Source organism: Nonomuraea sp. NPDC048882 (assembly GCF_040649755.1).
Classification (GTDB): Bacteria; Actinomycetota; Actinomycetes; order Streptosporangiales; family Streptosporangiaceae; genus Nonomuraea; species Nonomuraea maheshkhaliensis.
In genome coordinates this window covers 166,769-188,250 of record NZ_JBEZGB010000002.1, presented here as the reverse complement: position 1 = coordinate 188,250, position 21,482 = coordinate 166,769, and the positions used below count along the sequence as shown (strand labels likewise).

The window sequence follows — 21,482 nt, the reverse complement described above, 5'->3', positions numbered from 1 at the left end:
GCCGCCCTCGCTCCTCGATCGCCCTCTGTCCGCCGGCCGCGGGCAGGGGGCGATCCGCGTTCGCGTCGGCACTTAGGGCGATGATCCGCGAAAGATGCCCGATCCGTGGCGATTAGGCCCTCGTCGATCGGCGAAACTCGGGTTACATTCACGTTACTTTGCCCTCTCTTATCCCCCCGAGTAAACCGAAGGAGAGAGGCATGCGAGTGAGAAGCACGATCGCGGCGTTGACTGCTGCGGCGATCCTCATGCCGCAGGCCGCACTGGCCGCCGACGCCGGCGCGCCCTCGGGCGCCGCGGCCCCGCCGCCCGACAGTCAGTTCCAGAAGGTGACGCTCAACGACAACCCCGGTGAGCCCATGGACCTGGCGGTGTTACCCGATTCGAGGGTGTTGCACACGACCAGGCCCGGCGAGGTCTGGTTACACGACCCCAAGACGGGGCTCAACACGCTCGCCGCCAGGCTCGACGTCTACCAGCACGACGAGGAGGGCCTGCAGAGCATCGCGCTCAGCCCGGGCTTCGGCAAGGGCTCCAAGAAGGACGACTGGATCTACCTCTACTACTCGCCACCGCTCGACACCCCCGTCGACGACCCGACCACCCCGGACGTCAACGAGGGCGACGCCCCGTTCACCGGGACTCCGGAGGACTTCGCGCCGTTCAAGGGCCTGATCCGGCTCTCGCGGTACCGCTGGAGCGGCAGCACCATCGACCTGCGCACCGAGCAGCGCATCCTCGACGTGCCGGTGGATCGCGGAATCTGCTGCCACGTCGGCGGTGACATCGTCTTCGACGCCGCGGGCAACCTGTACCTGTCCACCGGAGACGACACGAACCCGTTCTTCTCCGACGGCTTCACCCCGATCGACGAGCGGGCCGACCGCAACCCGGCGTTCGACGCCCAGCGCAGCTCGGGCAACACCAACGACCTGCGCGGCAAGATCCTGCGCATCAAGCCCCGTGACAACGGCTCCTACTCGATCCCGCACGGCAACCTCTTCCGGCCGGGCACGAAGAACACCAGGCCGGAGATCTACGCGATGGGCCTGCGCAACCCGTTCCGCATCGAGCTCAACCGCCGCACCGGCGAGCTGTACGTCGGCGACTACTCGCCCGACCAGCAGCAGGCCAACCCGCAGCGCGGCCCGTCGGGCACCGGCAAGTGGACCACGATCCGCAGGGCGGGCAACTACGGCTGGCCGTACTGCGCGACGGCGCGGCTGCCGTACGTGGACTACGACTTCGGCACCGGCGCGTCGGGGGCCACCTTCGACTGCGCGGCACCGGTGAACGAGTCGCCGCACAACACCGGGCTGCGCCGGCTGCCGCCGGTGACGCAGCCGGACGTCTGGTACTCGTACGGGGCGTCGGCGGAGTTCCCCGCGCTGGGCACCGGCGGGATCGGCCCGATGGGCGGGCCCGCTTACGACTTCGACCCGGCCGACACCCGCGGACCCCGCGCCGTGGCCTGGCCGAAGTACTACGACGGCGTCCCGCTGTTCTACGAGTGGACCCGCGACTACGTCAAGGCGATGTTCGACCGTGGACAGCGGATCGAGAGCGTGCTGCCCTCGATCGTCTTCGACAACCCGATGGACATGGAGTTCGGCCCCGACGGCGCGCTCTACGTGCTGGAGTACGGGGACGGCTTCTTCAGCGAGAACCCGGACGCCCAGCTGGCCAGGATCGACTTCACCGGCCACACCGGCAACCGCACGCCGATCCCGGCGGCGCAGGCGTCGGTGACGGGCGGGCTCGCCCCGCTGACCGTCGCCTTCACCAGCACCGGTACCAGCGATCCCGACGGCGACCGGCTCCGTTACGCGTGGGACTTCGACGCCGACGGCAGGGTCGACTCACGCAGCTCTTCGGCGTCGTTCACCTACCGCGAGAACGGCCTCTACCAGGCCACCCTCAAGGTCACCGACGACGCGGGCATGTCCGCCTCCACGTCGGTGCGGATCGTCATCGGCAACGCCGTCCCGGTCGTCGAGCTGGTCAGTCCCGTCGCGGGGCAGCCGTTCCGCTTCGGCGACCTGATCGAGTTCGAGGTACGCGTCACCGACGACCAGCCGGTGAACTGCGCGAACGTGGCCGTGAACTACATCCTCGGTCACGACGACCACGGCCATCCGCAGACCACGGCGCGCGGCTGCACGGGCTCGATCCAGACCACCGTGCCGAGCGGCCACGACCCCGAGAACGACGAGCTGACCGGCGTCTTCGTCGCCACCTACACCGACCCCGGCACCGGCGACCTGCCGGGGCTGACCGGCAGCACCGAGGTCGTGCTCCAGCCCACGAGTTAGGAGATCACCATGTGTTACGGCTACGAGCCGAGCAGACGCTCCCTGCTCGCCGCGGGCCTCGGGCTCGGGGCGGCCGCGCTGGCCGCCGCGTCCCCCGCCGCCGCCGCGGCCACGCCACCGCACCACCACCATCACCCCAAGCGACGCGTTCCGCCGGGCCAGATCAGCATGCAGCTCTACACGGTGCGTGCCGACCTCGCCCAGAACTACGACACCACGCTGGCCTACCTGGCCGAGATCGGCTACCCGAAGGTCGAGGTCGCGCTCGGCTACTTCGGGCGGACGGCGCAGCAGCTGCGTACGTTCTTCGACGGGCTCGGGATCAGCGCCACCTCCAGCCACGACGGCATCAGTCCCGACGACGCCGCCCTGGACACGAAGATCCAGAACGCGCTGACCCTCGGTCAGTCGTACATGGTCGTGCCATTCCTGCAGTCCAACAGCCTGGACGAGTGGAAGGGCTGGGCCGAGCGGATGAACGTCGAGGCGCGGGTCGCCCGCTCGGCCGGGCTCCGGTACGGCTACCACAACCACGCCCACGAGTTCACCACCGACCTCGGCGGCGGCGTGACGCCGTGGGACGTGCTCACCCGTGAGCTCGATCCGCGCCTGGTCCACCTGGAGATCGACATCTACTGGGCGGTCACCGGCGGCGTCGGGCGCGGCGCCAGGGACCCGATCAAGTTCGCCATCGACGTGATCCGCAGGGCGCCGCAGCGCGTGCTGCAGTACCACGTCAAGGACCGGCACCTCGACGGCGACCACGCCGACCTCGGCACCGGGACGATCGACTTCCGCCGGGTGTTCGACGCCCACCAGGTGCGGGAGTACATCGTGGAGAACGACAGTCCGGACGTGACGCCACGGCGTACGGCGGAGATCGGTTACCGCTACCTGCGCAAACTGCGGTTCTGATCCGATCTGATCGACCCGAGCCCGGTCCGCACCGCGGGCCGGGCTCGGCGTGTGCGGCGAGCCCGATTCCTGGCCCGCATTCCTGGCCCGCATTCCTGGCCGGCGCCACGGGCGGGGCTCGGTGCGTCGCGGTCCCGCCGCGGGCGGGGCCGACCGGTGGCTCGTCTCCTCTGTCCCAAATTTTCGTGCTGACCTCCGCTGAAAGCGGTCTTTGACCCCTTTCTGGGCACATTTCCGCATAACTCGACATGCGGGAGCACGCCTGGGGAGGACCATGTACCGCTCGCTCGGCGTCGCCGCCGCCACCACCTTGATCCTCACCGCCAGTCCGGCCCTCGCCTCGCCCCTCACGGCGCCGCTCGCAGTGCCTCTCACTGCGCCTCTCGCCTTGCCGCGCCGCGTCGACAACATCGCCCATCGGGGCGGTGCCGCGCACGCGCCGGAGAACACCATCGCGGCCTGTGCCCTGGCCAGGGCACAGCGCGCGGACGTGTGCGAGTTCGACGTCCAGCAGACCAAGGACGGCCGGCTCGTGCTGATGCACGACGAGACGCTGGAGCGCACCACCAATGTGGAGAAGGTCTTCCCCGGGCGCGCACCGTGGCGGGTCGCGGACTTCACCCTCGCGGAGATCCGCCGCCTGGACGCCGGCTCCTGGTTCGCCCCGCGCTACCGGGGCGAGGGAGTGCCGACGCTGACGGAGGCCCTGCGGTCGGTACGCGGCACCGCCACGAGGCTGCTGGTGGAGGTCAAGCACCCGCCGCACCGCCCGGACATCGACCGGCGGGTGGCCGCCGAGCTGCAGGACGCCCGCGAGCTCTGGAACGCCGAACGGCTGACCGTGCAGGCGTTCGGCTGGCAGTCGATGCGGGTCCTGCACAGCATGGTGCCCGGCCTGCCCATCGCGCTGCTCGGCAAGCCCGCCGCCGATCGGCTCTCCGAGCTGGCCCGCTACGCCGACGGGCTGACCGTGCCGCACGCCGGGCTCACCGCGGGCTACGTCAGGAAGGCCCACAAACGGGGCATGCGGGTCTACACCTGGTCGGCGGACCGGTCGGCCCTCATCCGCCGGCTGGTCTCGTACGGGGTGGACGGCATCATGACCAACAGGCCAGACCGCCTCCACGAGGTCACAGCGCCGCGGACCGCACGTTCCGCCAGCCGAAGGTGAGCGACCCGCCCAGCAGCACCACGCCGGACAGCACGCCACTGATGAACGGCACCCACGCCAGGGCGGATCCCATGGCCGCCAGCACCAGACCGGCGCCGCCGAGCAGGGTGAGCACCACGCCGGGCACCGCGATGCCCCACTCCTTCCACACCGGCGCCAGCGCGATGAAGTGCACGCCGACCACGAACGCCACCCAGCCCACGTTGGCCTGCGCAGGCGCCCCCATGGCGGCCATCACCCGCAGCCCGCCGAAGAGCAGGACGACCTCGGCGGCGACCACGATCAGGTAACCCCGGCCGAACATGCTCTTCGGCCGCTCTTCCTGCCCGCCCGGCCGCTCTTCCCGTACGGCCGAGCGCTCCTTCCTGGCCGTCGTGAACCACATGGCGATCACGCCCGCGGCCGCCAGGCAGGCGGCCACCCGCAGCACGAGCGACACCGGCGCGCTCAACGGGCTCTGCGCGTTGACGAGCACGAAGACCGCGCCAAAAATCGCACCCACCAACAAACCAGACATTCGTTGCATGGATCCATCTAAGCGGTCATCCGTCCACGCTCGCGCTGGGGGTGGCACGAGGACGGGGTAGGTCTGGCCCTACCTGGCCGCGCCTCTCAGATAGGCCAGCACCGCCAGCACCCGCCGGTTGTCGTCCTCGCTCGACGGCAGGTCGAGCTTGGCGAACACGCTGGCCACGTGCTTGCCGACGGCCGCCTCCGAGATCGACAGGGTGCGGGCGACAGCGCTGTTGGAGCGGCCCTCCGCGATCAGGGCCAGCACCTCGCGCTCGCGTGGGGTCAGCCGCTGCGCCGGCTCCGTGACCTCCCTGGCCCTGATCCACGTCTGCTCGAACAGGTCGATGAGGGTGGTGATCAGACTCTGCTGGCGGATCACCAGCGCGCCGGGAGCATAGGGAACGGGGGTGATCCGGACGAACGCCACCGAGCGGTCGAAGACCAGCAACTGCTGGATCGGCTCGTCGATCAGGCGGTGCAGATCGCCGGCGGCGTGCAGCTCCCTGATCCTGGCCGCCTTGCGCGGGTCGTCCAGCACGCTGGAATGGATGATCGTCCGCATCGACAGGCCCTGCCGCAGCGCGTCGAGCACGTGACGCCTGCTCCGCTGCTCGTCGCGGCCCGTCTCCGTCGCGCCCAGCGGCTGCATGGCCCGCAGCTCGCGGGACGAGTCGGCGGCCTGGGCGATCAGCCGGCGGACCAGGTCGTTGTCCTCCACCCGCTCGACCTCGACGGGGATGCCGCGCAGGTCGCCCACCACCTCTTCCAGCCGGCGGGCCAGCCGGGCCAGCGAGACGCTCTCCTCCACGCTCAGCTCCTCCTCTCACCCACAGATCCTGCCAGGCAGGAACCCCGCGCGGCCGGGCTCAGACCATCGCGCTCTTGTAGAAGATGCTGGCCTTGCGCGCCTTCTCGACGCCCGAGGCCAGGCCGAGGCACAGGCGCGGGAGGCCGGCGGCGATCTGGATCGCCATGCCCTCGGGCTCGCGGTAGTCGAGCGACTTGCCCGCCTCGGTGAGCTCCCGCTGGACCTGCCCGCCCGTACGCAGGTCCAGGCAGGTGATGTGCGTGTTGCCCGGCGCGGGGTTGGCGTCGCTGTAGGCCTCGCCGGTCAGCAGGTAGAGGAAGTTTCCGAAGGCCGCGTACCCCTGGAAGACGCCAAGGCCCGCCGGCTGGGCGATGTCGAACAACGCGCTGACCGTGCCCGCCTTGAGCGCCGGCAGCGAGTAGACCGCGAAGCGGAAGGCGCCTTCGGACCGGTACCGCATGATCAGCCGGTTTCTGGACGGGTCGATCGCGCACGTGGTGTTGTCCGCGCTCGCGATCGGCTTGTACTTGGTGAGCGCCGGCGACGACGTGTCCAGCGTCTGGCCGTCCGCGAACCTGAACCTGGCCAACTGGCTGCCCCTGGCGCTGCCGTTCTCGGTCACCCCGTCGGTCTCCGTCCACAGGTACGCCGACGACCCCGACGGCTCGACCCCGAGCTGCACGCCGTGGCCGAAGCCCATGAGGTACATGTGACCGAGCACCGTGCCGGTGAGGCTGAGCTTGGTCAGGCACAGGTTGCCCGCGGCGTTCTGGCCGGTGCCGTTCCGCAACTGCAGCGTGTAGATGTGCCCGTGGACGTTGTCGAAGGCGAACGACTGCAGGACGGTCTGGTCGTACAGGTCCTTCTTCCAGATCAGCGGCGACGACGAGCCGGTCAGGTCGAAACGGCCCTCGGTGGCGGCGGCGGGTCGCGCCGCCAGCGCGGCGGTCGCGGCGGCGCCGGCGCCGAGTTTGAGCAGATCTCTGCGGGTCACCGGCATGTGGGAGGTCATTCACGGTCCCCTTCACCTGGAAGTGATTACTTGATCAACCCCATTTCAACCTGGGAGTCCGTTCTTGATCAACACCATGGTCCGGGGCGAAGGTGCTGATTTGGAGATCTCGGCACCGCCCTGGTACCGTTCGGGCCATGTTGATCAGTCGATTTTGGCGCTATGTGCCGGCTCCGGGTGGAGCCCAGAGTCACATGCGCTGACTTACTGATCATCCGGAGCCACGAAGCAGAGACGACCCGTCTCTGCTTTTCGTCATTTAGGCGGTCGGTTCCGGAGATCTGGGCGTGGGCCGTACCGCCGTCGAGCACGAGGGACACGACCCATGACCGTAACCAGCGATCTGCGCATCACCTCGTTCGAGGCGCTGCCGACGCCGACAGAGGTGCGCACGGAACAGCCGCTGGGCGAGGAACGCGCCGCGCTGGTGGCCGCCAGCCGCCGCGCCGCCCGCGAGGTGCTGACCGGCGCTGACGACCGGCTGCTGCTCGTCATCGGGCCGTGCTCGGTGCACGACCCGGAGGCGGCGCTCGACTACGCCCGCCGCCTGTCCGAGGCCACCAGGGACATGGACGACGCCCTGGTCGTGGTCATGCGCGTCTACTTCGAGAAGCCGCGTACCACGATCGGCTGGAAGGGGCTCATCAACGACCCCGACATCGACGGCGGCCACGACGTGCGGCGCGGCCTGCGCACGGCCCGTACGGTGCTGCTCGACGTGCTGAGTCTCGGCCTGCCGGTCGGCTGCGAGTTCCTTGAGCCCACCAGCCCGCAGTACATCGCCGACGCCGTCACCTGGGGCGCGATCGGCGCCCGTACGCCGGAGAGCCAGGTGCACCGGCAGCTGACCTCGGGCCTGTCGATGCCCGTCGGGTTCAAGAACGCCACGGACGGCGACGTGCAGGTGGCGATCGACGGCGTGCAGGCCTCCTCCCACCCGCAGGTCTTCTTCGGCATCGACGACGACGGCCGCGCCGCGGTGGTCAGCACCACCGGCAACCCCGACTGCCACATCATCCTGCGCGGCGGTCGCGGCGGCCCCAACTACGACGCCGGCTCGGTCCGCGACGCCCTCACCCTGCTGGCCAAGGCGGATCGCCCGAAGCGGCTGGTCGTGGACGCCAGCCACGGCAACAGCGGCAAGAACCACGTCCGGCAGGCCGAGGTCGTCAGGGAGGTGGCCGCCCGCATCGCCGACGGCGACACCGGGATCGCCGGGCTGATGGTGGAGAGCTTCATCGTGCCCGGCCGGCAGGAGCCCGGCCCGCGCGAGACCCTGACCTACGGGCAGAGCATCACCGACGCCTGCGTGGGCTGGGACGAGACGGAGCGCCTGCTCGACGTCCTGGCCGAGGCCGTACGCGCCCGCCGCGCGAACGCCGGCTGACCCTCTTCACGCGTCAGCGACGCCACAGAAGGGCCGCGGCCTCGATCGCGGCCCGGTGGTAGGGAGGCAGGTCGTCGCCGCTCCAGTAGACCTCGACCCGCGGATCGTTCTCGCCGAGCTGCTCCGCCTCGGTCTGGCCCTCCAGCGCCGCCTCCCAGGCCGGCACGCCCGGATCCACCTCCACCAGGAAGACCCGGCGCGGTTGTGGCGAGTCGTCGCGCCAGGCCCGCCGTACCGCGACGACGCCGGGGCGTTCGCTCAGCGCGTCCACCACGAGCTGGTCGGTGAGGTCGAAAAGGTCGTCCTCCAGCTCGTTGGGGACGCCGCCGGACAGGTCGATCCCGGCGGGCACGCGCGGGGGCGTCGCCGAGTCGGGGGAGAAAGTGTGACCGGTGCCGGGAGTGGTGGTCGTCAGCGTGACCTCGCCGGCCGCCGCCGGCTCGCCGTCGAGGCCGAGCGCGGTGAAGACCTCGCGCAGCAGCTCGACCTCCGCGGCCGTCAACGGCACCCCGCTCTCGGCCGCGGCGATCGTCACCGCGTCGGGCAGGCGGGCCAGGTCGCCCTCGGCCAGCAGCGCGCGGGCCCGGCTGATCAGCTCGTCGGGCAGCTGCCCGGCCAGCCGGAGCAGCATCCGGTGCAAGCGGGTGTAGAGCCGCAGGCCCCGATCGTCGAGCTCGGCCCATGGGGCGCTCACGTCAGCCCTCCTCCATCACGATGATCTCATACGAGCGCGGCGCCTCCGGGATGACGCCACGGGCGACCATGTCCGCCGCCAGCGCGTCCGCCTCGACGCGCAGCCGGGCGGTCAGCTCGGGGGCGTGGACCCGGTGCGTACGCGAGTGCGGCGGGAAGACGGCCTCCTGGTCCTCGGAGAAGGAGGAGAAGATCGAGATGTCCTTGGCCTGCTGTCCGGTGAGCTGATAGGCCACGAGGACCTTGCGGTCGCCGGCCGGGTTCTCGGCCATGAACCTGATCGCCACCTCCAGCAGCATGCTGACGCTGAGGAACTCGCGGGCCACCCCGTACGGGTGCAGCCTGGAGCCGTAGATGGGCGAGTGCACCGGCGTCAGCCAGTCCCCGCGGTAGGCCTGCACCGGCTGCTCCGGCGAGCCCACCCTCGGGAGCTGCGCCATCGCGTCGTGCACCATGTCGGCGTGCCAGCGCATCTCGTCCCACAGACGCGGCGTGACCCCGCCGAGGCGCTCTTCCAGCGCCTTCCACGCCGCCTTCGCGTCCTTGCGGGCCGCCCTGAGGTCGTCGCCGGCCCGCCTGGCCTCCTGCTTGTCGCCCGCTTCCCGTGCCTGCTCGAAGCGTCCCTTCGCCTCGTCCGTACGGCGGACCGCGTCGACGTAGGCGTCGCTCAGCGGGTGCAGCGGCGAGTCCGACTTCAGGTGGCCCTCGCCCAGGTGCAGGAGCGGGCGCAGAGCCAGCGGCAGCGGCAGGGCCTTGGCCCCGGCCGCGAGGTTGTCCAGGTAGTTGCCCACGAGGGTGTGGACCTTGCTCACCATGCCCTTCCTGACCACCGGCTCCGACACCCCGCCGGTCCACAGCTGGGTCCGCGTCACGTTGTTGATCAGGTAGTGGCTGTGCCTGGTGTAGACGGTCAGCGCCATCACGTGCGCGGGCGAGAGCCGATCGCTCAGCGCTCGTACGGCGGCCGGGTCGGCCGGGTCGACGCCCGAGAGGTCGAGCCAGGCGGCCAGGTCGGGATCGACGACCCGGCCGCTCTCCAATTGCGGCCAGAGGCGGTCCACGGTCTCGCGCACCACCGGGTGCTGGGTCTCCGAGAAGCCGGCGACGTCCCTGGCGTTCGCGGCGTAGCGGGACTCGTGCGGGAACATGCCGTCGGGCAGGATCTCCCGCCGCAGCGTGGCCAGGTCCAGGCCGGGCAGGCTCCGGTAGAAGTCCACCGCGCCCGGCCTGGAGCGCGGATCCAGCCGCAGCCCGCCGACGTCCGCGATCTGCGCGCCCCTGGCGATCTCGAACAGCGAGTGGTCCTGGCCCGGCAGCATCCAGCTCATGAGCGCGCCCAGGAACCGATCGGTCGTCACCGGGCCCAGGTCGAGGAACTTGACCGCGGTGAGCATCTTCGCCGTGGTGCCCGAGACGCCGTCCACCACAGGGAAGCCGGCGTCGCTGATCTTGCGCGCCCACCGGCTGCTCGTCGTGTCGTGCAGCGTTCCACCCTCGCGCCAGGGCAGCGGCGTGTCGGCGTCGACCGGCCGGTTGAGCTGCTCCTCCACGAACGCCCGCTCGAACCGGCCCAGCGGCGCGTTCAGCCGGTCGTAGTGACCGGGCGTGGTGTTGAGTCCGAGCTCCTGGATCTCCGTGTGCGTACGCTCGCGCCGGCTGAGCTGGCTGCTGACGATCTCGGCCACGTCCCTGACACCCCGCTCCGAGAGCATGCCGACGTTGCCGGTTCCGAAGGGGTCGCGGGCGAAGGTGTGCATGTAGGGCCGGAACCTGGCCTCCAGTTGCCCGAGCACCGGACGGTGCAGCCGCTCGTCGAGCTGGTGCTGGGCTCGCCGTACCAGTCGGGCACGAGGATCCCGTCGAAACTCATGGTCGCGTCAGGAGCCCGGCTGCCGCGGTTGTTCGGCCAGCTCGTAGGCGCTCGCGGTGGTGTGCAGGCCGGTGGAGGTGTCGTCCAGCTCGGTGATGAGGTCCTGCAACGCCGTGAAGACGACCACTTCGATCGCGGGCAGCTTCTTGGCCAGCTCGGCGCCGTACTCGTCCGTGCCGAGGGTGTTCCTGTCGCGGGCGAAGGCGGCGCGCAGGGTGTCGCGTACCTGCTCCACGTGGGTGCGCTGCTCCTGGTAGCGGCGGGTCTGGCCGCGCAGCGTGCTGGGCTGGACGTGGTAGCCGCTCACGCGCCCGCGTCCACGGGCGAGGGCAGGAACGCGTCGAGCGTGACGTTCTCGCCGAAGACCTGGTCGTAGGGCAGTCCCTCCGGCATGAGCGGCTCCATCAGCCGCCGGCGCCGCTCGGTGACGTCGGCCGTGGCACGGTCGATCTGCCGCATGAGCGCGTCGGCCAGCTCTTTGGCGGACAGCTTGCGGTAGACGCGCGCGTTCAGGTCGATGGAGCGAACCTGGCCCTGCGGGCCCACGGTGACCTGGATCAGGCCGTCGGGGGAGGTCGCCGTGGACTCGATCGCGTTGATCTCCTCGTACGCCTCCCGCACGCGCCTGACCTGCTGATCGACCCGCCCCGCGAGCTCCTCGACCGTCGCTCGGAACACACCCGTCACCGCTGCACCGTCCGCCTCCTGAAGGAAATTGACACCACATTACATAAAGGTGAAAAGTTTTCACACAGGTGAATCGACGGAAGTTAAGACGCGGTGGAGCGCTCCACCCAGTTGCGTACGGCAGGGAGGTAGCCGTCCGGCTTGTCCCCGACCTTGGCGCCCGGATTGACCAGCAGGCTCTGGTAGCCGCTGGTGAACATCCGGTAGACAGAACGAGCCGGCTCCGCGCTCGCCTGGTCGAGCTCGGCCCGCAGGTCGGCGGGCAGCTCGAAGTCGAGCGCGGCCAGGTTGGCGTCGAGCTGCGCCGCGCTGCCCGCGCCGACGATCGCCGCGGCGATGCCGGGCTGGGTGGCGACCCAGTTGAGCGCGACCTGGGCCATCGGCACGCCCAGCTTCCCGGCCACCCTCTCGACCGCCGCCAGGATCCCCCACTCCCGCTCGGACCACTCCGGCCCCTCGCCGCTGAGCCGGCCAGGTCCGGCCAGCCCTCGTCCGGCGGGCCGGTACTTGCCGGTGAGGAATCCGCCGGCGAGCGGGCTCCACGCGGTGACGCCGAGCCCCAGCGCCTGCCCCATGGGGACGTGTTCGCGCTCGATCTCCCTGTCGACGAGGGAGTAGGGCAGTTGCAGGCTGACCATGGGTTCGAGGGCGTGGGCCTCGGCGTAGGTCTGGGCGCGGGCGGCGTACCAACTGGGCACATCCGACAGGCCCGCGTGGCGGATCTTCCCGGCCCTGACGAGGTCGTCGAAGGTGCGCACGACCTCCTCGACCGGGGTGATGCGGTCCCAGGTGTGCAGCAGGAACAGGTCGATGTGGTCGGTGCGCAGGCGGCGCAGTGACTCCTCGACTGCCCTGATCAGGTGTTTGCGGCCGTTGCCGCCCGCGTTCGGATCGCCGGGATCGACGCTGTTGGTGTACTTCGTGGTCAGCACCACCCGGTCGCGCACGCCGGCCTCGGCGATGAGCCGGCCGAGGATGGTCTCGCTCTCGCCCGCCGTGTAGAAGTCGGCGGTGTCGATGAGGTTGCCGCCGGCTTCGAGGTAGCGGCGGAAGATCGGACGGGCCTCCTCCTCGGTCTTGCCGTAGGCGGCGTGGTAGCCGCCGGTGCCGAAATTCATCGTGCCCAGCGCCAGCGGGCTGACCCGCAGCCCGGAGCGTCCGAGCAGGTAGTAGCGGTCCATGGACATGACGGTGCCTCTCTTTCCGATGTGGTGCGTTCAGCCTGCACATCAGAAAATGGACTAGCAAGTCCAGAAATGGCCGGTCAGGCGACGAGACGGCGGACGGCCTCCACGACCGCGGCGCGGTGCTGCCGCACGTCCTGGCCGGTGGCGGCGACGGGGCTGGTCGGCATCCAGGCGTTGGTGAGGGCCAGGGTGAAGGCCAGTAGGTCCTCGGGGGTGAAGGCGGCCGGCACGCGCCCCTCGGCCTGGGCGTGCGCGATCGACTCCGTCTTCTGTCGCATCGACGCGCGCAGCCCCTCGGTCTCGTGGCCGGTGCCCGAGCGTTCGAGGCGGTGCCAGGTGGCCAGGCGGAGCTGGTCGGGGTTGGCGAGCAGGTAGTCGAACAGGCGGCCCGCGTAGCCTGGCAGGTCGTCGGCGGTGAAGGGCACCTGGTCGAGCACGCGGGACACATGAGCGTCCATGACCGCGTCGAACAGTTGCTCCTTGTTGCCGAAGTGGGTGTAGATCAGCGCCTTGTTGGCGTTGGCGGCGGCGCCGATGCGATCGACGCGGGCGCCGGCGATGCCGTGGGCGGCGAACTCCGCCGTGGCCGCCTGGAGCAGGCGGGCCCTGGTCGCCTCGGCGTCGCGGATCTTGGCGGGCCGGGGTTGCATGCACTCAGCATATGGCAACTAACCGTTTATTTGACAACTTGTCCCGCCCCGACGCAGCATATAAATGACTGTTTAGTTACAACGGGAAGCAGGAACTCTCATGAGCAAGGTCTGGCTCATCACCGGTGGCTCGCGCGGCTTCGGGCTGGCGCTCGCGCGGGCCGTACTCGACGGCGGGCAGCGCGCCGTCGTCACCGCCCGCCGCCCCGAGCAGCTCGACGACCTCGTCCGTCGGTACGGCGACCGCGTCCGCACCACGGCCCTCGACGTCACCGACGCCGCGGCGGCCGAGGCCGCGGTGCGGCTGGCGCTCGACGCGTTCGGCCGGCTCGACGTCGTCGTCAACAACGCCGGCTACGCCACCAGCGCCTCCATCGAGGAGATGCCGGACGAGGAGTTCCGCGCCCAGATGGAGGCGAACTTCTACGGCGTGCTCAACGTGACCAGGGCCGCCCTGCCGACCCTGCGCGAGCAGCGCTCCGGGCACTTCATCCAGTTCTCCTCCATCGGCGGACGCGTGGGCGGATCGCCCGGCCTGGCCGCCTACCAGAGCGCCAAGTTCGCCGTCGAAGGCTTCTCCGAGGTGCTCAACGCCGAGCTGAAGCCGCTGGGCGTCAAGGTCACCATCATCGAACCCGGCGGATTCCGTACGGACTGGGGCGGTTCATCCATGACCGCCCTGTCAGTGGGCGAGGACTACGAGGCCACGGTCGGCGAGATGAACCGCTACCGCGAAAGCACCGTCGCGACCTGGCGCGGCGACCCGGTCCGGGCCGCGCGGATCATCACCGACCTCGCCGAGCTGGACGAACCCCCGCTGCGCCTGCTGCTCGGCGCGGGGGCGGTCGACATGGCGGAAGCCTCGTCCAAGGCCCGCGCCGCCGAGGCCGAGCGCTGGGCCGAGGTCAGCCGCTCGGCCGACTTCCCGCCGGGTGAGTAGTATGCACCGCTAAGTCCAGTTTTGGGAGGAACGATGCCCACGCTGACCCGCAAGGGCGCCGCGACCAGGCAGCGCATCCTCGAAGGCGCGGCCGCCCACATCCGCGAGTTCGGCGTGGCCGCCACGACCCTCGACGACGTGCTGAGCAGGACGGCGACCAGCAAGAGCCAGCTGTTCCACTACTTTCCCGACGGGCGGGAGGAGCTGCTGCTGGCCGTGGCCCGGTTCGAGGCCGCCCGCGTGCTGGAGGACCAGCAGCCCCAGCTGGGCTACCTCACCTCCTGGCCGGCGTGGCAGGAGTGGCGGGACAAGGTCGTCGAACGTTACCGTCGGCAGGGCCGCCATTGTCCGCTCAACACGGTCATGTCCTACCTGGGCAACACCACGCCCGCCGCCCAGGCCGTGGTCTCCGAGCTGATGAACCGGTGGCAGGGGGAGATCGGCGCCGGCGTACGGCACATGCAGGCCGCCGGCGAGATCGACGCCGGCCTCGACCCCGACCGCGCGGCGGCTGCCGTGCTGGCCTGCATCCAGGGCGGGGTGCTGCTCCAGCTGTCCACCGGCGAGATCACGCACCTGGAGGCCGCGCTCGACATGGCCATCGCCTATCTCCGAGGCTCGGCCGCAGCCTGAGTACGGGGGTACTCATGCCCGTCCCGCCCCTCTCTCTCATCGTGGGGAAACCGGCGTATTCGACGGTCGAGGAGGGGTCCCATGATCAGGGACGGACGATACGAGGGGCGGAGCGGCGACCTCTCGGTCACGCTGCGGGTGGACGCGGACGGCTCGGGCGTGATCAGCGCGGACGTGTTCCGCACGGAGGGACGGCGCTACCTGGCGTCGGCGCGCACCGCGCCGGGGGCCAAGGTGGCGCTCGACGACGGGAGGTGGCCGGCCGTCTGGCAGGCGAGCCCCGCGAACAAGACGACGGGCTCGCTGGCCCTGGACTCGGCGCCGGATGGCACGGTGTCGGCCACGTTCGTCCTCGACGCCCCGCTGAACGGGCTGCCCGCGCGGACCGACGTGATCGTCCCCGTTGAGCACCGGGACGACGCGCTGCGCCCGCTCGGCCTGGAGATCGAGCTGGAGCAGGGCATCCCCGCGCCGAGCCCGGTGGTCGTCGAGGGCGTCGAGCGCACGGTCAACGGATGCCTGCGGGCCGCCGGCTTCGCGGTCGAGGAGATCGGACGGCAGAGCCCGATCCCCACCGGGATCGCCGGCGCCTGGGACGACTCGCTGCTCTACACCATGCTGAGCGACCTCATGCTCATCACGGGCGACGCCTCGCTCCGGGGCCGGGCGTGGGAGCTGCACCTGCTCCTGCTGTCGCGGGCGGCCATCCCCGGGCTGGCCGGGGTCATGTTCGACGCCGACGGCCTGCTCCAGCGGCAGGGCGCGGCCGTCTTCACCTCCGGCTTCGCGGGGGCGTCCAGGGACCAGCGGATCATCAGGACGATCGTCCACGAACTGGGTCACGCGCTCAACCTCGCCCACCGCTTCGAGCGCGCCGTGGGCCGGGCCGACTCGACCTCGTTCATGAACTACGACTGGCGTTACCTGGGCGGCGGGCACGAGGCGGACTACTGGCGGAACTTCGCGTTCACCTTCGACGCCGACGAGCTGGCCTTCCTCCGGCACGGGCCGCTGACGTCGCTGATCCCGGGCGGCGAGCCGTTCCACTCGGTGCGGTACTGGGCCGACGGGGCCGGCGGGCACTCGCCGTACGCGCCGGAGATCCCGTTCGACGGATACCGGCTGGCGCTCACCGCGCCCGAGGCGGGGCCGGTCTTCGCCTTCGGGCAGCCCGTGTTTCTCAAGGTCACCCTGGAGAACAGGACCGCGACGGATCTGCAGGTCGAGCGCTGGGTGCTGGACCCGAAGGCGGGCCCGCTGGAGCTCCTGGTACGCCGCCGTGGCGCTCCCCAGGACGAGACGGCCGCGTTCACCCCGATCGCCCAGCGGTGCATGGCCGCCATGGACGCCGAAGCCACGCTCACCCTGCCGCCCGGCGCGTCACTCAGCAACAACGTCAACCTCACCTTCGGCTCGGCCGGTTTCACCTTCGCCGAACCCGGCGAGTACGACATCACCCCGGTCCTCGCCATCCCGGGCCGCGATCCGGCGGGCGAGCCCGTCCAGTGGCTGGTCTCGGGTGAGCCGCTGCGCGTCCGCGTCGCGCCGCCGCTGGGCGCGGCCGAGGAACGTGACGCCGAGGTGCTGCGGCAGGCGGACGTCGGCGCGTGGTTCGCCCTCGGCGGCAGCGACGCGCTCGGCTCGGCGAAGCAGGCATTGGAGGAGGTACGCGAGCGCCGCCAGGCCGAGGCGGGGACGGCGGACCCGGTCGTCGCGGCGATCACCAGGACCGCCGCGCTCGACGCCGCCCGGCTCTCGATCCGGTTCACGGACCGCGCGTTCGTCCGCCACGACGGCGACCCGGAACGGGCCGCGCGGCTGCTGGACGGGCTGGGCGCGGAGGCGCTGCGCACCTTCGATCCCTACACCGCCCAGCAGACGGCAGCCCTCGCCGACCGCTACCGCGACGCGGCGGAGGAGTAGCGGTCCCGCACTTTCGCAGGGATACGCCCGGCCGGCGCCTCATCCCTCCGGCGGCGGCAGGCGTACGACGGGCGGCGCCGCCGGATCGGTCTCAGGCGCCGCCGGATCGGCCTCAGGGGACGCCGCTGTGCCGGGCTGCCTGCCGAGCAGGGGCTTGATCACCGTGAGCTGGGCGACGGCCAGGAGCAGGCAGGTGAACGCCAGGCCGCTCCACAATCCCGCAGGTCCGGCGCGGTCGAGCAGTTGGGTGCTGCACAGGGGGGCCACGACGGTGGCGATGCCCCAGGACGTGCCGAAGACCGACAGGTAGCGACCGCGGGCGTGCTCGGGCGCGATGTCGGCCACCAGCGCGTAACTGCGCCCGAACATCAGCACGTCCCCGACGCTCCAGACCACGGTGGCGGCGAGATGTCCGGGCAGGCCGTCCGAAACGGCGTAACCGGCGAGGCCGGCGGCGAGCAGCAGGTAGCCGCAGGCCATCGCCGCGTGGTGGGACAGCGCCGCCGTCCGGCGCAGCAGCGGCTGGCAGAGCACCATGACGACGGCCGACAGCGCCGACAGCAGCCCGGCGTCGGCGGCCTCAAGGCCGTGCCGGGTGAGCGCCAGCGGCAACGCCATGACGACCTGCATGTAGATCAGCGCGAAGAACGTCCCGGACGCCAGCAGCACCAGCAACGACCGATCCCGCCACACCGCACCTACGCCCGCGCCCGCTTCCGCCCGAGTCCCCGCGTCCTCGGGCTTGAGCGGGGTGGCGCTGCGCCGGACGGGCGGGTCGGCGGGCAGGACGAGGTGGATCACGACGGCGCAGGCCAGGCAGGTGACGGCATCCACGACGAAGAGCCAGCGCAGGTCCCAGCGCCCCAGCCCGGCCGCGATCAGCCCGGCTCCCATGCCGCCCACCGCCAGCGCCGTGTTGAACAGGCTGAACGCCTGCGCCCGCCGCTCCGGCCGTACGGCGTCGGCGATCATCGCCTGGGACGGCGGCTCGTAGATCTCGAAGACCAGCCCGAGCAGGACGGCGAAGACGGCCACCATCGCCACGGACCCGGACACCGCGATGCCCGCCTGCGCCAGCGCGCATCCGGCCAGCCCGGCCACGATCGTGCGGCGACGGCCGAACCGGTCGGCCAGGACGCCGCCGAGCAGCCGGGAGGGGATGGTGGCCACGCCGAAGGCGGCGGAGACCAGGCCGGCGGTCACCGTGTCCGCTCCGAAGCCAGTGGTGATCAGCACGGTGAGGAAGCCCAGAGAGAAGGCGCCCAGCCGGTTGATCGCCCGGGCCAGGACGAGCCACCACACGGTACGCGGGAGGCCCAGGGCCGGCATGCCGCACTCCTTCTCGCGTGACTAACGAAACTGCTAACGTTGGTCACGGACCTTACGATGTTAGGAGTGACCGGTCAAGTGATGTTCGATAGTCACGTGGCGATCCTGCTCGACACCGCGGCAGGGCTCGTGAACGTGCTGACCGACGGCGGCGACCGCGGCCGGCCCTACACGGCGCCCAGGGCGGACGCGCTGCCCGAGGCGATCGCCGCCGTGCTGCCGGGGGAGCCGGCGGTCTCGATGGAGGAGGCCCTCTACCTGGCCGGCACCACGCTCAAGGTCCGGCGCGTCTTCGAGGCCATGGACGGCCGACGCGACGACGAGGCGGCCGAGATCGTCAACGCGCTCGTCATCAGCACGGGCGCGCGCCCCCAGCTCAACCGGGTACCCGGCGAACCCTGGCAGGTCCACTTCCACGGGGCCGACGACACGCTGTCGGTGGGGTGGAGCGCGGGCTTCGCCTCCGCGCTGACGCTGGCCATCGGCAGCGACCTCGGCGGGCGGCTCGGCGTGTGCCAGGCCAAGGGGTGCGATCGCGTGTACGTGGACGCCTCCCGCAACGCGGTGCGCCAGTTCTGCTCCCGCTCCTGCCAGAGCCGGACGAAGGCGGCCGCCTTCCGCGCCCGCTCGGCCACCCGCCCACCGGTCTGACCCACTCCGGTCCGCCGGCCCGTCTGACGTTCATGTCGCCGTACGCACCACTCAAACCAGAGGACCCCAAGCGGCTCGCGGACTACGAGCTTCTGGGCAGGCTGGGAGAGGGCGGACAGGGGGTCGTGTACCTGGCGGCGGCCGAGCCGGACCAGCAGGTGGCGATCAAGTTAGTGCGCCCCGAGGTGTCGTTCTACCCGGTCATCACCCAACGGGGCCGTCGTGCTCGCCGACTGCCCGACCGGTGGCTACCAAGGCGTCGGCAGTGCTCCGCCCTTCAGGGCGGAGGTGAAGCCGACTCTTCCGCGCAGTGGGGGCAGGGGTGGACGAATCGCTGTCAAGGCGATTCGGCGTCTCCGCTTACGGTGTTGAGCGCCACCTCGATCAGGTGCACGATCTCGGAGTTGAGGGACCGGCGATCGGTCTGGGCCTGGGTGAGCAGTCGGGCGTGTACGTCGTCGGGGAGTCTGAGCGTGATCCGGATCATGACACCACTGTAGTGTCATCAGCGGTAAGATCGGATGGTGCAGCTCCGATACACTTCCGCCTCTACCCGGCCGCCGGTCAGCGTCAAGCGCTGGCCAGGGCGTTCGGGTGCGCGCGGACGGTGTTCAACGACGGGCTGCGCATGCGGCGGGAGGCTCGCGAGAACGGGCTGCGGTATATCTCGGACGGGGACCTGTCCAAGCAGGTGATCACGCAGGCGAAGAAGACGCTGGAACGGGCATGGCTGGGCGAGGTGTCGGCCGTGGTGCTTCAGCAGGCGCTCGCCGACCTGAACCTCGCCTGTCGCAACTTCTTCGCCTCGATCACCGGGAAGCGACGCCGCAGGACGGTACTTCGCGTCGTTCGTGGTCGAGACGGCCGGCGAGCCACTGCCGGAAGTGGCGTCCGAGGTGGGCATCGACCTGGGTCTGACGCACTTCGCGGTCATGTCGAACGGCCGGAAGGTGGACAACCCGCGCCTGCTGCGCCGCGCCGAGCGGCGTCTACGCAAGGCACAGCAAGCGCTGAGCCGCAAGGAGAAGGGCTCGGCGAAGCGGGCCAAGGCCAAGCCGAAGGTCGCCAAGGCTCACGCCCAGGTGGCCGGCACGCGCCGGGACTTCGCGCATAAGCTCTCCACACAGATCATCCGCGACAACCAAGCGGTGTACGTGGAGAACCTTGCCGTGAGGGGTATGGCGCGTACGAAGCTGGCCAAGTCGGTGCACGATGCCGGCTGGTCCCGGTTCGTGAACATGCTGGAGTACAAGGCGAAGCGGTACGGCCGCACCTTCGCCAAGATCGACCGCTCGGACGTCGTGGGGAAGACCCTGCACGAGTTCAAGACGGAGTGCCAGGACCTGCTCGGCTGGTACGACGACGCCCACCTCTACTGCTACGCCAAGGTACAGCAGAAGGGGACGATCCAGGTCATCGACTTCAAGGGGCAGTTCGTCCGCAAGCTCGCGGACACCGACGACTACCCCCGGCTCACCCTGACCTACGCCCAGAAGCCGACGTGAGCCGGAGGTCCGCGCCGACCGCCCTCAGGACTCCTCGGCCAGACCCAGGTACATCACCCTCGGGTTCGACGGGTTGAACGCGATCGAGGTGACCCGGTCGTGGGGGTTGTGGTTGGTCGTGACCCGGCCGCGCAGCGCGTCGTACCGGTAGATGTCGGTGCCGAGGTTGGACCAGCCGGTGCCCCACGCGAAGTAGAGCACGCCCGGGTTCGTCGGGTGCGCGGCGAGCAGCGGGCCGTTGGGCAGGGTGATCCCGTCGCCCTGGTCGACGACCGGGGTGAAGCGGCGGCCGCCGTCGAACGAGCGGTAGATGTGCCGGCCGCCGGACGGCGCGTGCTCGTCGTTCTCCGCCAGGTTGAGGCCCATGGCGTACACGACGTTCGGCGCGGCGGGCGAGATCGTCGCGCTGAACACGTTGACCCTGGTGCCGGTCTTGCTCAGGCCGGTGGCGGCGCGCCAGCTCCGCCCGCCGTCGTAGGTCACGCGGGCGCCGTCGCTCGCCGCGCCCAGCAGCACGTGGTTCAGGTTGTACGGGTCGAACGCCGCCGTGTAGATCATCAGCAGCTCGCTCTCGGGGAAGGCACGCCTGCCCACGGGCTTCCAGCTGCGTCCGCCGTCACGCGATTCGTGCAGCTGCCCGTCGCCGTCCGCCACCCGCAGCCGGTCGCCGCGCAGCGGGTCGGTGCCGAGCCCGGCGACCTCGTCCGCCGGTGAGGTGAGTGGCGTGATGCCGTCGGGCGTGACCAGCGACAGGTTGCCGTCCTGGTCCCAGGCGTAGGCCCGGCCGCCGCGGGCTGCCGTCAGCGTGAGGTTGGCGCCCTGCACCTCGCCCACGCGCGTCCAGGTGCAACCGGCGTCCTTCGAGGTCAGCAGCACGTTGTTCGACATGGCCAGCAAGTGGTCAGGACGGTCGAGTGCGACGAGCCCGCGGGTGTAGACGACGGGCCGCGGCGTCTGGCTGGTCGGCGTGAGGGTCCTGCCCTCGTCGCGGGTGAAGGTCACCGTCCCGTCGCCGGTGACCGTCGCGCAACGCGGCTGGTGCCAGCGGCCGAAACCGTCAAGACCCGCCGCCGCCGGGTCTCCGGCGGCCGGAGCCGGCACCGCCGGGTCTTCAGCGGACGCGGCCGGCACCGCCGGGTCTCCCGTGGCGGCGGGCGGCAGCGCCGGGTCGTCGGCGGCGGCCGGAGTCGCCGCCGACAGGACCGCGAACGCGGCCGCGACTCCCAAGGTGATCATCTTTCGCACGACTGCCTCCATGACAGGCTCAAACGGGAACATCCCGTCGTCCCGTCCTAC

21 protein-coding genes and 1 pseudogene are annotated in these 21,482 nt (G+C 70.8%); 10 read left to right on the top strand and 12 right to left on the bottom strand.

The features are described from left to right. Positions 1-200: 200 nt before the first annotated feature. The 3 genes from AB0C27_RS06035 to AB0C27_RS06025 all read left to right on the top strand — a co-directional run bounded on the left by AB0C27_RS06035 (position 201) and on the right by AB0C27_RS06025 (position 4,398). A complete protein-coding gene (locus tag AB0C27_RS06035; RefSeq protein WP_357838566.1) occupies positions 201-2,312 on the top strand; it encodes a PQQ-dependent sugar dehydrogenase in 2,112 nt (703 codons plus the stop codon). Positions 2,313-2,321: 9 nt separating this feature from the next. Then, complete coding sequence (locus AB0C27_RS06030; protein ID WP_357838563.1) at positions 2,322-3,227, top strand: sugar phosphate isomerase/epimerase; 906 nt, start codon at positions 2,322-2,324, stop codon at positions 3,225-3,227. Between the two features lie 274 nt (positions 3,228-3,501). Then, entirely contained in the window at positions 3,502-4,398 is an 897-nt protein-coding gene (locus AB0C27_RS06025) for a glycerophosphodiester phosphodiesterase family protein (protein WP_357838560.1), read from the top strand. Here the strand turns inward: AB0C27_RS06025 and AB0C27_RS06020 are convergent. The 3 genes from AB0C27_RS06020 to AB0C27_RS06010 all read right to left on the bottom strand — a co-directional run bounded on the left by AB0C27_RS06020 (position 4,358) and on the right by AB0C27_RS06010 (position 6,731). After that, positions 4,358-4,900, bottom strand: a complete 543-nt coding sequence (locus tag AB0C27_RS06020; RefSeq protein WP_357838557.1) for a hypothetical protein — start codon at positions 4,898-4,900, stop codon at positions 4,358-4,360. The genes AB0C27_RS06025 and AB0C27_RS06020 overlap by 41 nt on opposite strands. Before the next feature lie 93 nt (positions 4,901-4,993). Continuing rightward, entirely contained in the window at positions 4,994-5,719 is a 726-nt protein-coding gene (locus AB0C27_RS06015; protein ID WP_357838555.1) for a LuxR C-terminal-related transcriptional regulator, read from the bottom strand. Positions 5,720-5,777: 58 nt separating this feature from the next. After that, on the bottom strand, positions 5,778-6,731 hold the full coding sequence (locus AB0C27_RS06010) for a teichoic acid biosynthesis protein C (RefSeq protein WP_357838552.1): 954 nt from the start codon (positions 6,729-6,731) through the stop codon (positions 5,778-5,780). 325 nt (positions 6,732-7,056) lie between these two features. Between AB0C27_RS06010 and AB0C27_RS06005 the strand changes: the two genes are divergently transcribed. Next, positions 7,057-8,118 (top strand): 3-deoxy-7-phosphoheptulonate synthase, encoded by a 1,062-nt coding sequence (locus tag AB0C27_RS06005; protein ID WP_357838550.1) that lies wholly within the window; start codon positions 7,057-7,059, stop codon positions 8,116-8,118. Between the two features lie 13 nt (positions 8,119-8,131). On the opposite strand, the gene AB0C27_RS06000 is transcribed toward AB0C27_RS06005, so the two are convergent. The 6 genes from AB0C27_RS06000 to AB0C27_RS05975 form a co-directional block, all read right to left on the bottom strand. Next, complete coding sequence (locus AB0C27_RS06000) at positions 8,132-8,812, bottom strand: hypothetical protein (protein WP_357838547.1); 681 nt, start codon at positions 8,810-8,812, stop codon at positions 8,132-8,134. A 1-nt stretch (position 8,813) separates the two neighbouring features. Continuing rightward, complete coding sequence (locus AB0C27_RS05995; RefSeq protein ID WP_357838544.1) at positions 8,814-10,604, bottom strand: hypothetical protein; 1,791 nt, start codon at positions 10,602-10,604, stop codon at positions 8,814-8,816. An 84-nt stretch (positions 10,605-10,688) separates the two neighbouring features. Beyond that, positions 10,689-10,988, bottom strand: coding sequence for a hypothetical protein (locus AB0C27_RS05990; protein WP_357838541.1), 300 nt, complete (start codon positions 10,986-10,988; stop codon positions 10,689-10,691). Continuing rightward, a complete protein-coding gene (locus AB0C27_RS05985; protein WP_357838538.1) occupies positions 10,985-11,368 on the bottom strand; it encodes a YbaB/EbfC family nucleoid-associated protein in 384 nt (127 codons plus the stop codon). Before AB0C27_RS05985 ends, AB0C27_RS05990 begins: the two co-directional genes overlap by 4 nt. Before the next feature lie 83 nt (positions 11,369-11,451). Next, positions 11,452-12,549: an aldo/keto reductase gene (locus AB0C27_RS05980; protein WP_357838535.1), complete on the bottom strand. Its 1,098-nt coding sequence runs from the start codon at positions 12,547-12,549 to the stop codon at positions 11,452-11,454. An 83-nt stretch (positions 12,550-12,632) separates the two neighbouring features. Then, positions 12,633-13,205: a TetR family transcriptional regulator gene (locus AB0C27_RS05975; RefSeq protein WP_357838532.1), complete on the bottom strand. Its 573-nt coding sequence runs from the start codon at positions 13,203-13,205 to the stop codon at positions 12,633-12,635. 100 nt (positions 13,206-13,305) lie between these two features. Between AB0C27_RS05975 and AB0C27_RS05970 the strand changes: the two genes are divergently transcribed. The 3 genes from AB0C27_RS05970 (at position 13,306) to AB0C27_RS05960 (ending at position 16,701) form a co-directional block, all read left to right on the top strand. Continuing rightward, positions 13,306-14,145, top strand: coding sequence for an oxidoreductase (locus AB0C27_RS05970; protein ID WP_357838529.1), 840 nt, complete (start codon positions 13,306-13,308; stop codon positions 14,143-14,145). 33 nt (positions 14,146-14,178) lie between these two features. Continuing rightward, positions 14,179-14,778, top strand: a complete 600-nt coding sequence (locus AB0C27_RS05965) for a TetR/AcrR family transcriptional regulator (protein ID WP_357838526.1) — start codon at positions 14,179-14,181, stop codon at positions 14,776-14,778. Positions 14,779-14,859: 81 nt separating this feature from the next. Further along, positions 14,860-16,701 (top strand): hypothetical protein, encoded by a 1,842-nt coding sequence (locus AB0C27_RS05960; RefSeq protein ID WP_357838523.1) that lies wholly within the window; start codon positions 14,860-14,862, stop codon positions 16,699-16,701. Positions 16,702-16,740: 39 nt separating this feature from the next. On the opposite strand, the gene AB0C27_RS05955 is transcribed toward AB0C27_RS05960, so the two are convergent. Next, positions 16,741-18,030: an MFS transporter gene (locus AB0C27_RS05955; RefSeq protein WP_357838520.1), complete on the bottom strand. Its 1,290-nt coding sequence runs from the start codon at positions 18,028-18,030 to the stop codon at positions 16,741-16,743. A 66-nt stretch (positions 18,031-18,096) separates the two neighbouring features. Here AB0C27_RS05955 and AB0C27_RS05950 point away from each other — a divergent pair, with 66 nt between their 5' ends. Then, a complete protein-coding gene (locus tag AB0C27_RS05950) occupies positions 18,097-18,681 on the top strand; it encodes a CGNR zinc finger domain-containing protein (protein WP_357838517.1) in 585 nt (194 codons plus the stop codon). A gap of 337 nt (positions 18,682-19,018) precedes the next feature. On the opposite strand, the gene AB0C27_RS05945 is transcribed toward AB0C27_RS05950, so the two are convergent. After that, entirely contained in the window at positions 19,019-19,168 is a 150-nt protein-coding gene (locus AB0C27_RS05945) for an Arc family DNA-binding protein (RefSeq protein ID WP_357838514.1), read from the bottom strand. On the opposite strand from AB0C27_RS05945, the pseudogene AB0C27_RS05940 reads away from it, so the two are divergent. Both AB0C27_RS05940 and AB0C27_RS05935 read left to right on the top strand, forming a co-directional pair. Further along, positions 19,130-19,282 (top strand): annotated as a pseudogene (locus AB0C27_RS05940) (helix-turn-helix domain-containing protein); the annotation flags it as partial. The gene AB0C27_RS05945 and the pseudogene AB0C27_RS05940 overlap by 39 nt on opposite strands. Positions 19,283-19,532: 250 nt before the next feature. Next, positions 19,533-20,186 (top strand): transposase, encoded by a 654-nt coding sequence (locus AB0C27_RS05935; RefSeq protein ID WP_357838511.1) that lies wholly within the window; start codon positions 19,533-19,535, stop codon positions 20,184-20,186. 24 nt (positions 20,187-20,210) lie between these two features. Here AB0C27_RS05935 and AB0C27_RS05930 read toward each other — a convergent pair whose 3' ends face one another. Then, positions 20,211-21,431, bottom strand: a complete 1,221-nt coding sequence (locus tag AB0C27_RS05930) for a hypothetical protein (RefSeq protein ID WP_357838508.1) — start codon at positions 21,429-21,431, stop codon at positions 20,211-20,213. Between the last annotated feature and the right edge of the window lie 51 nt (positions 21,432-21,482).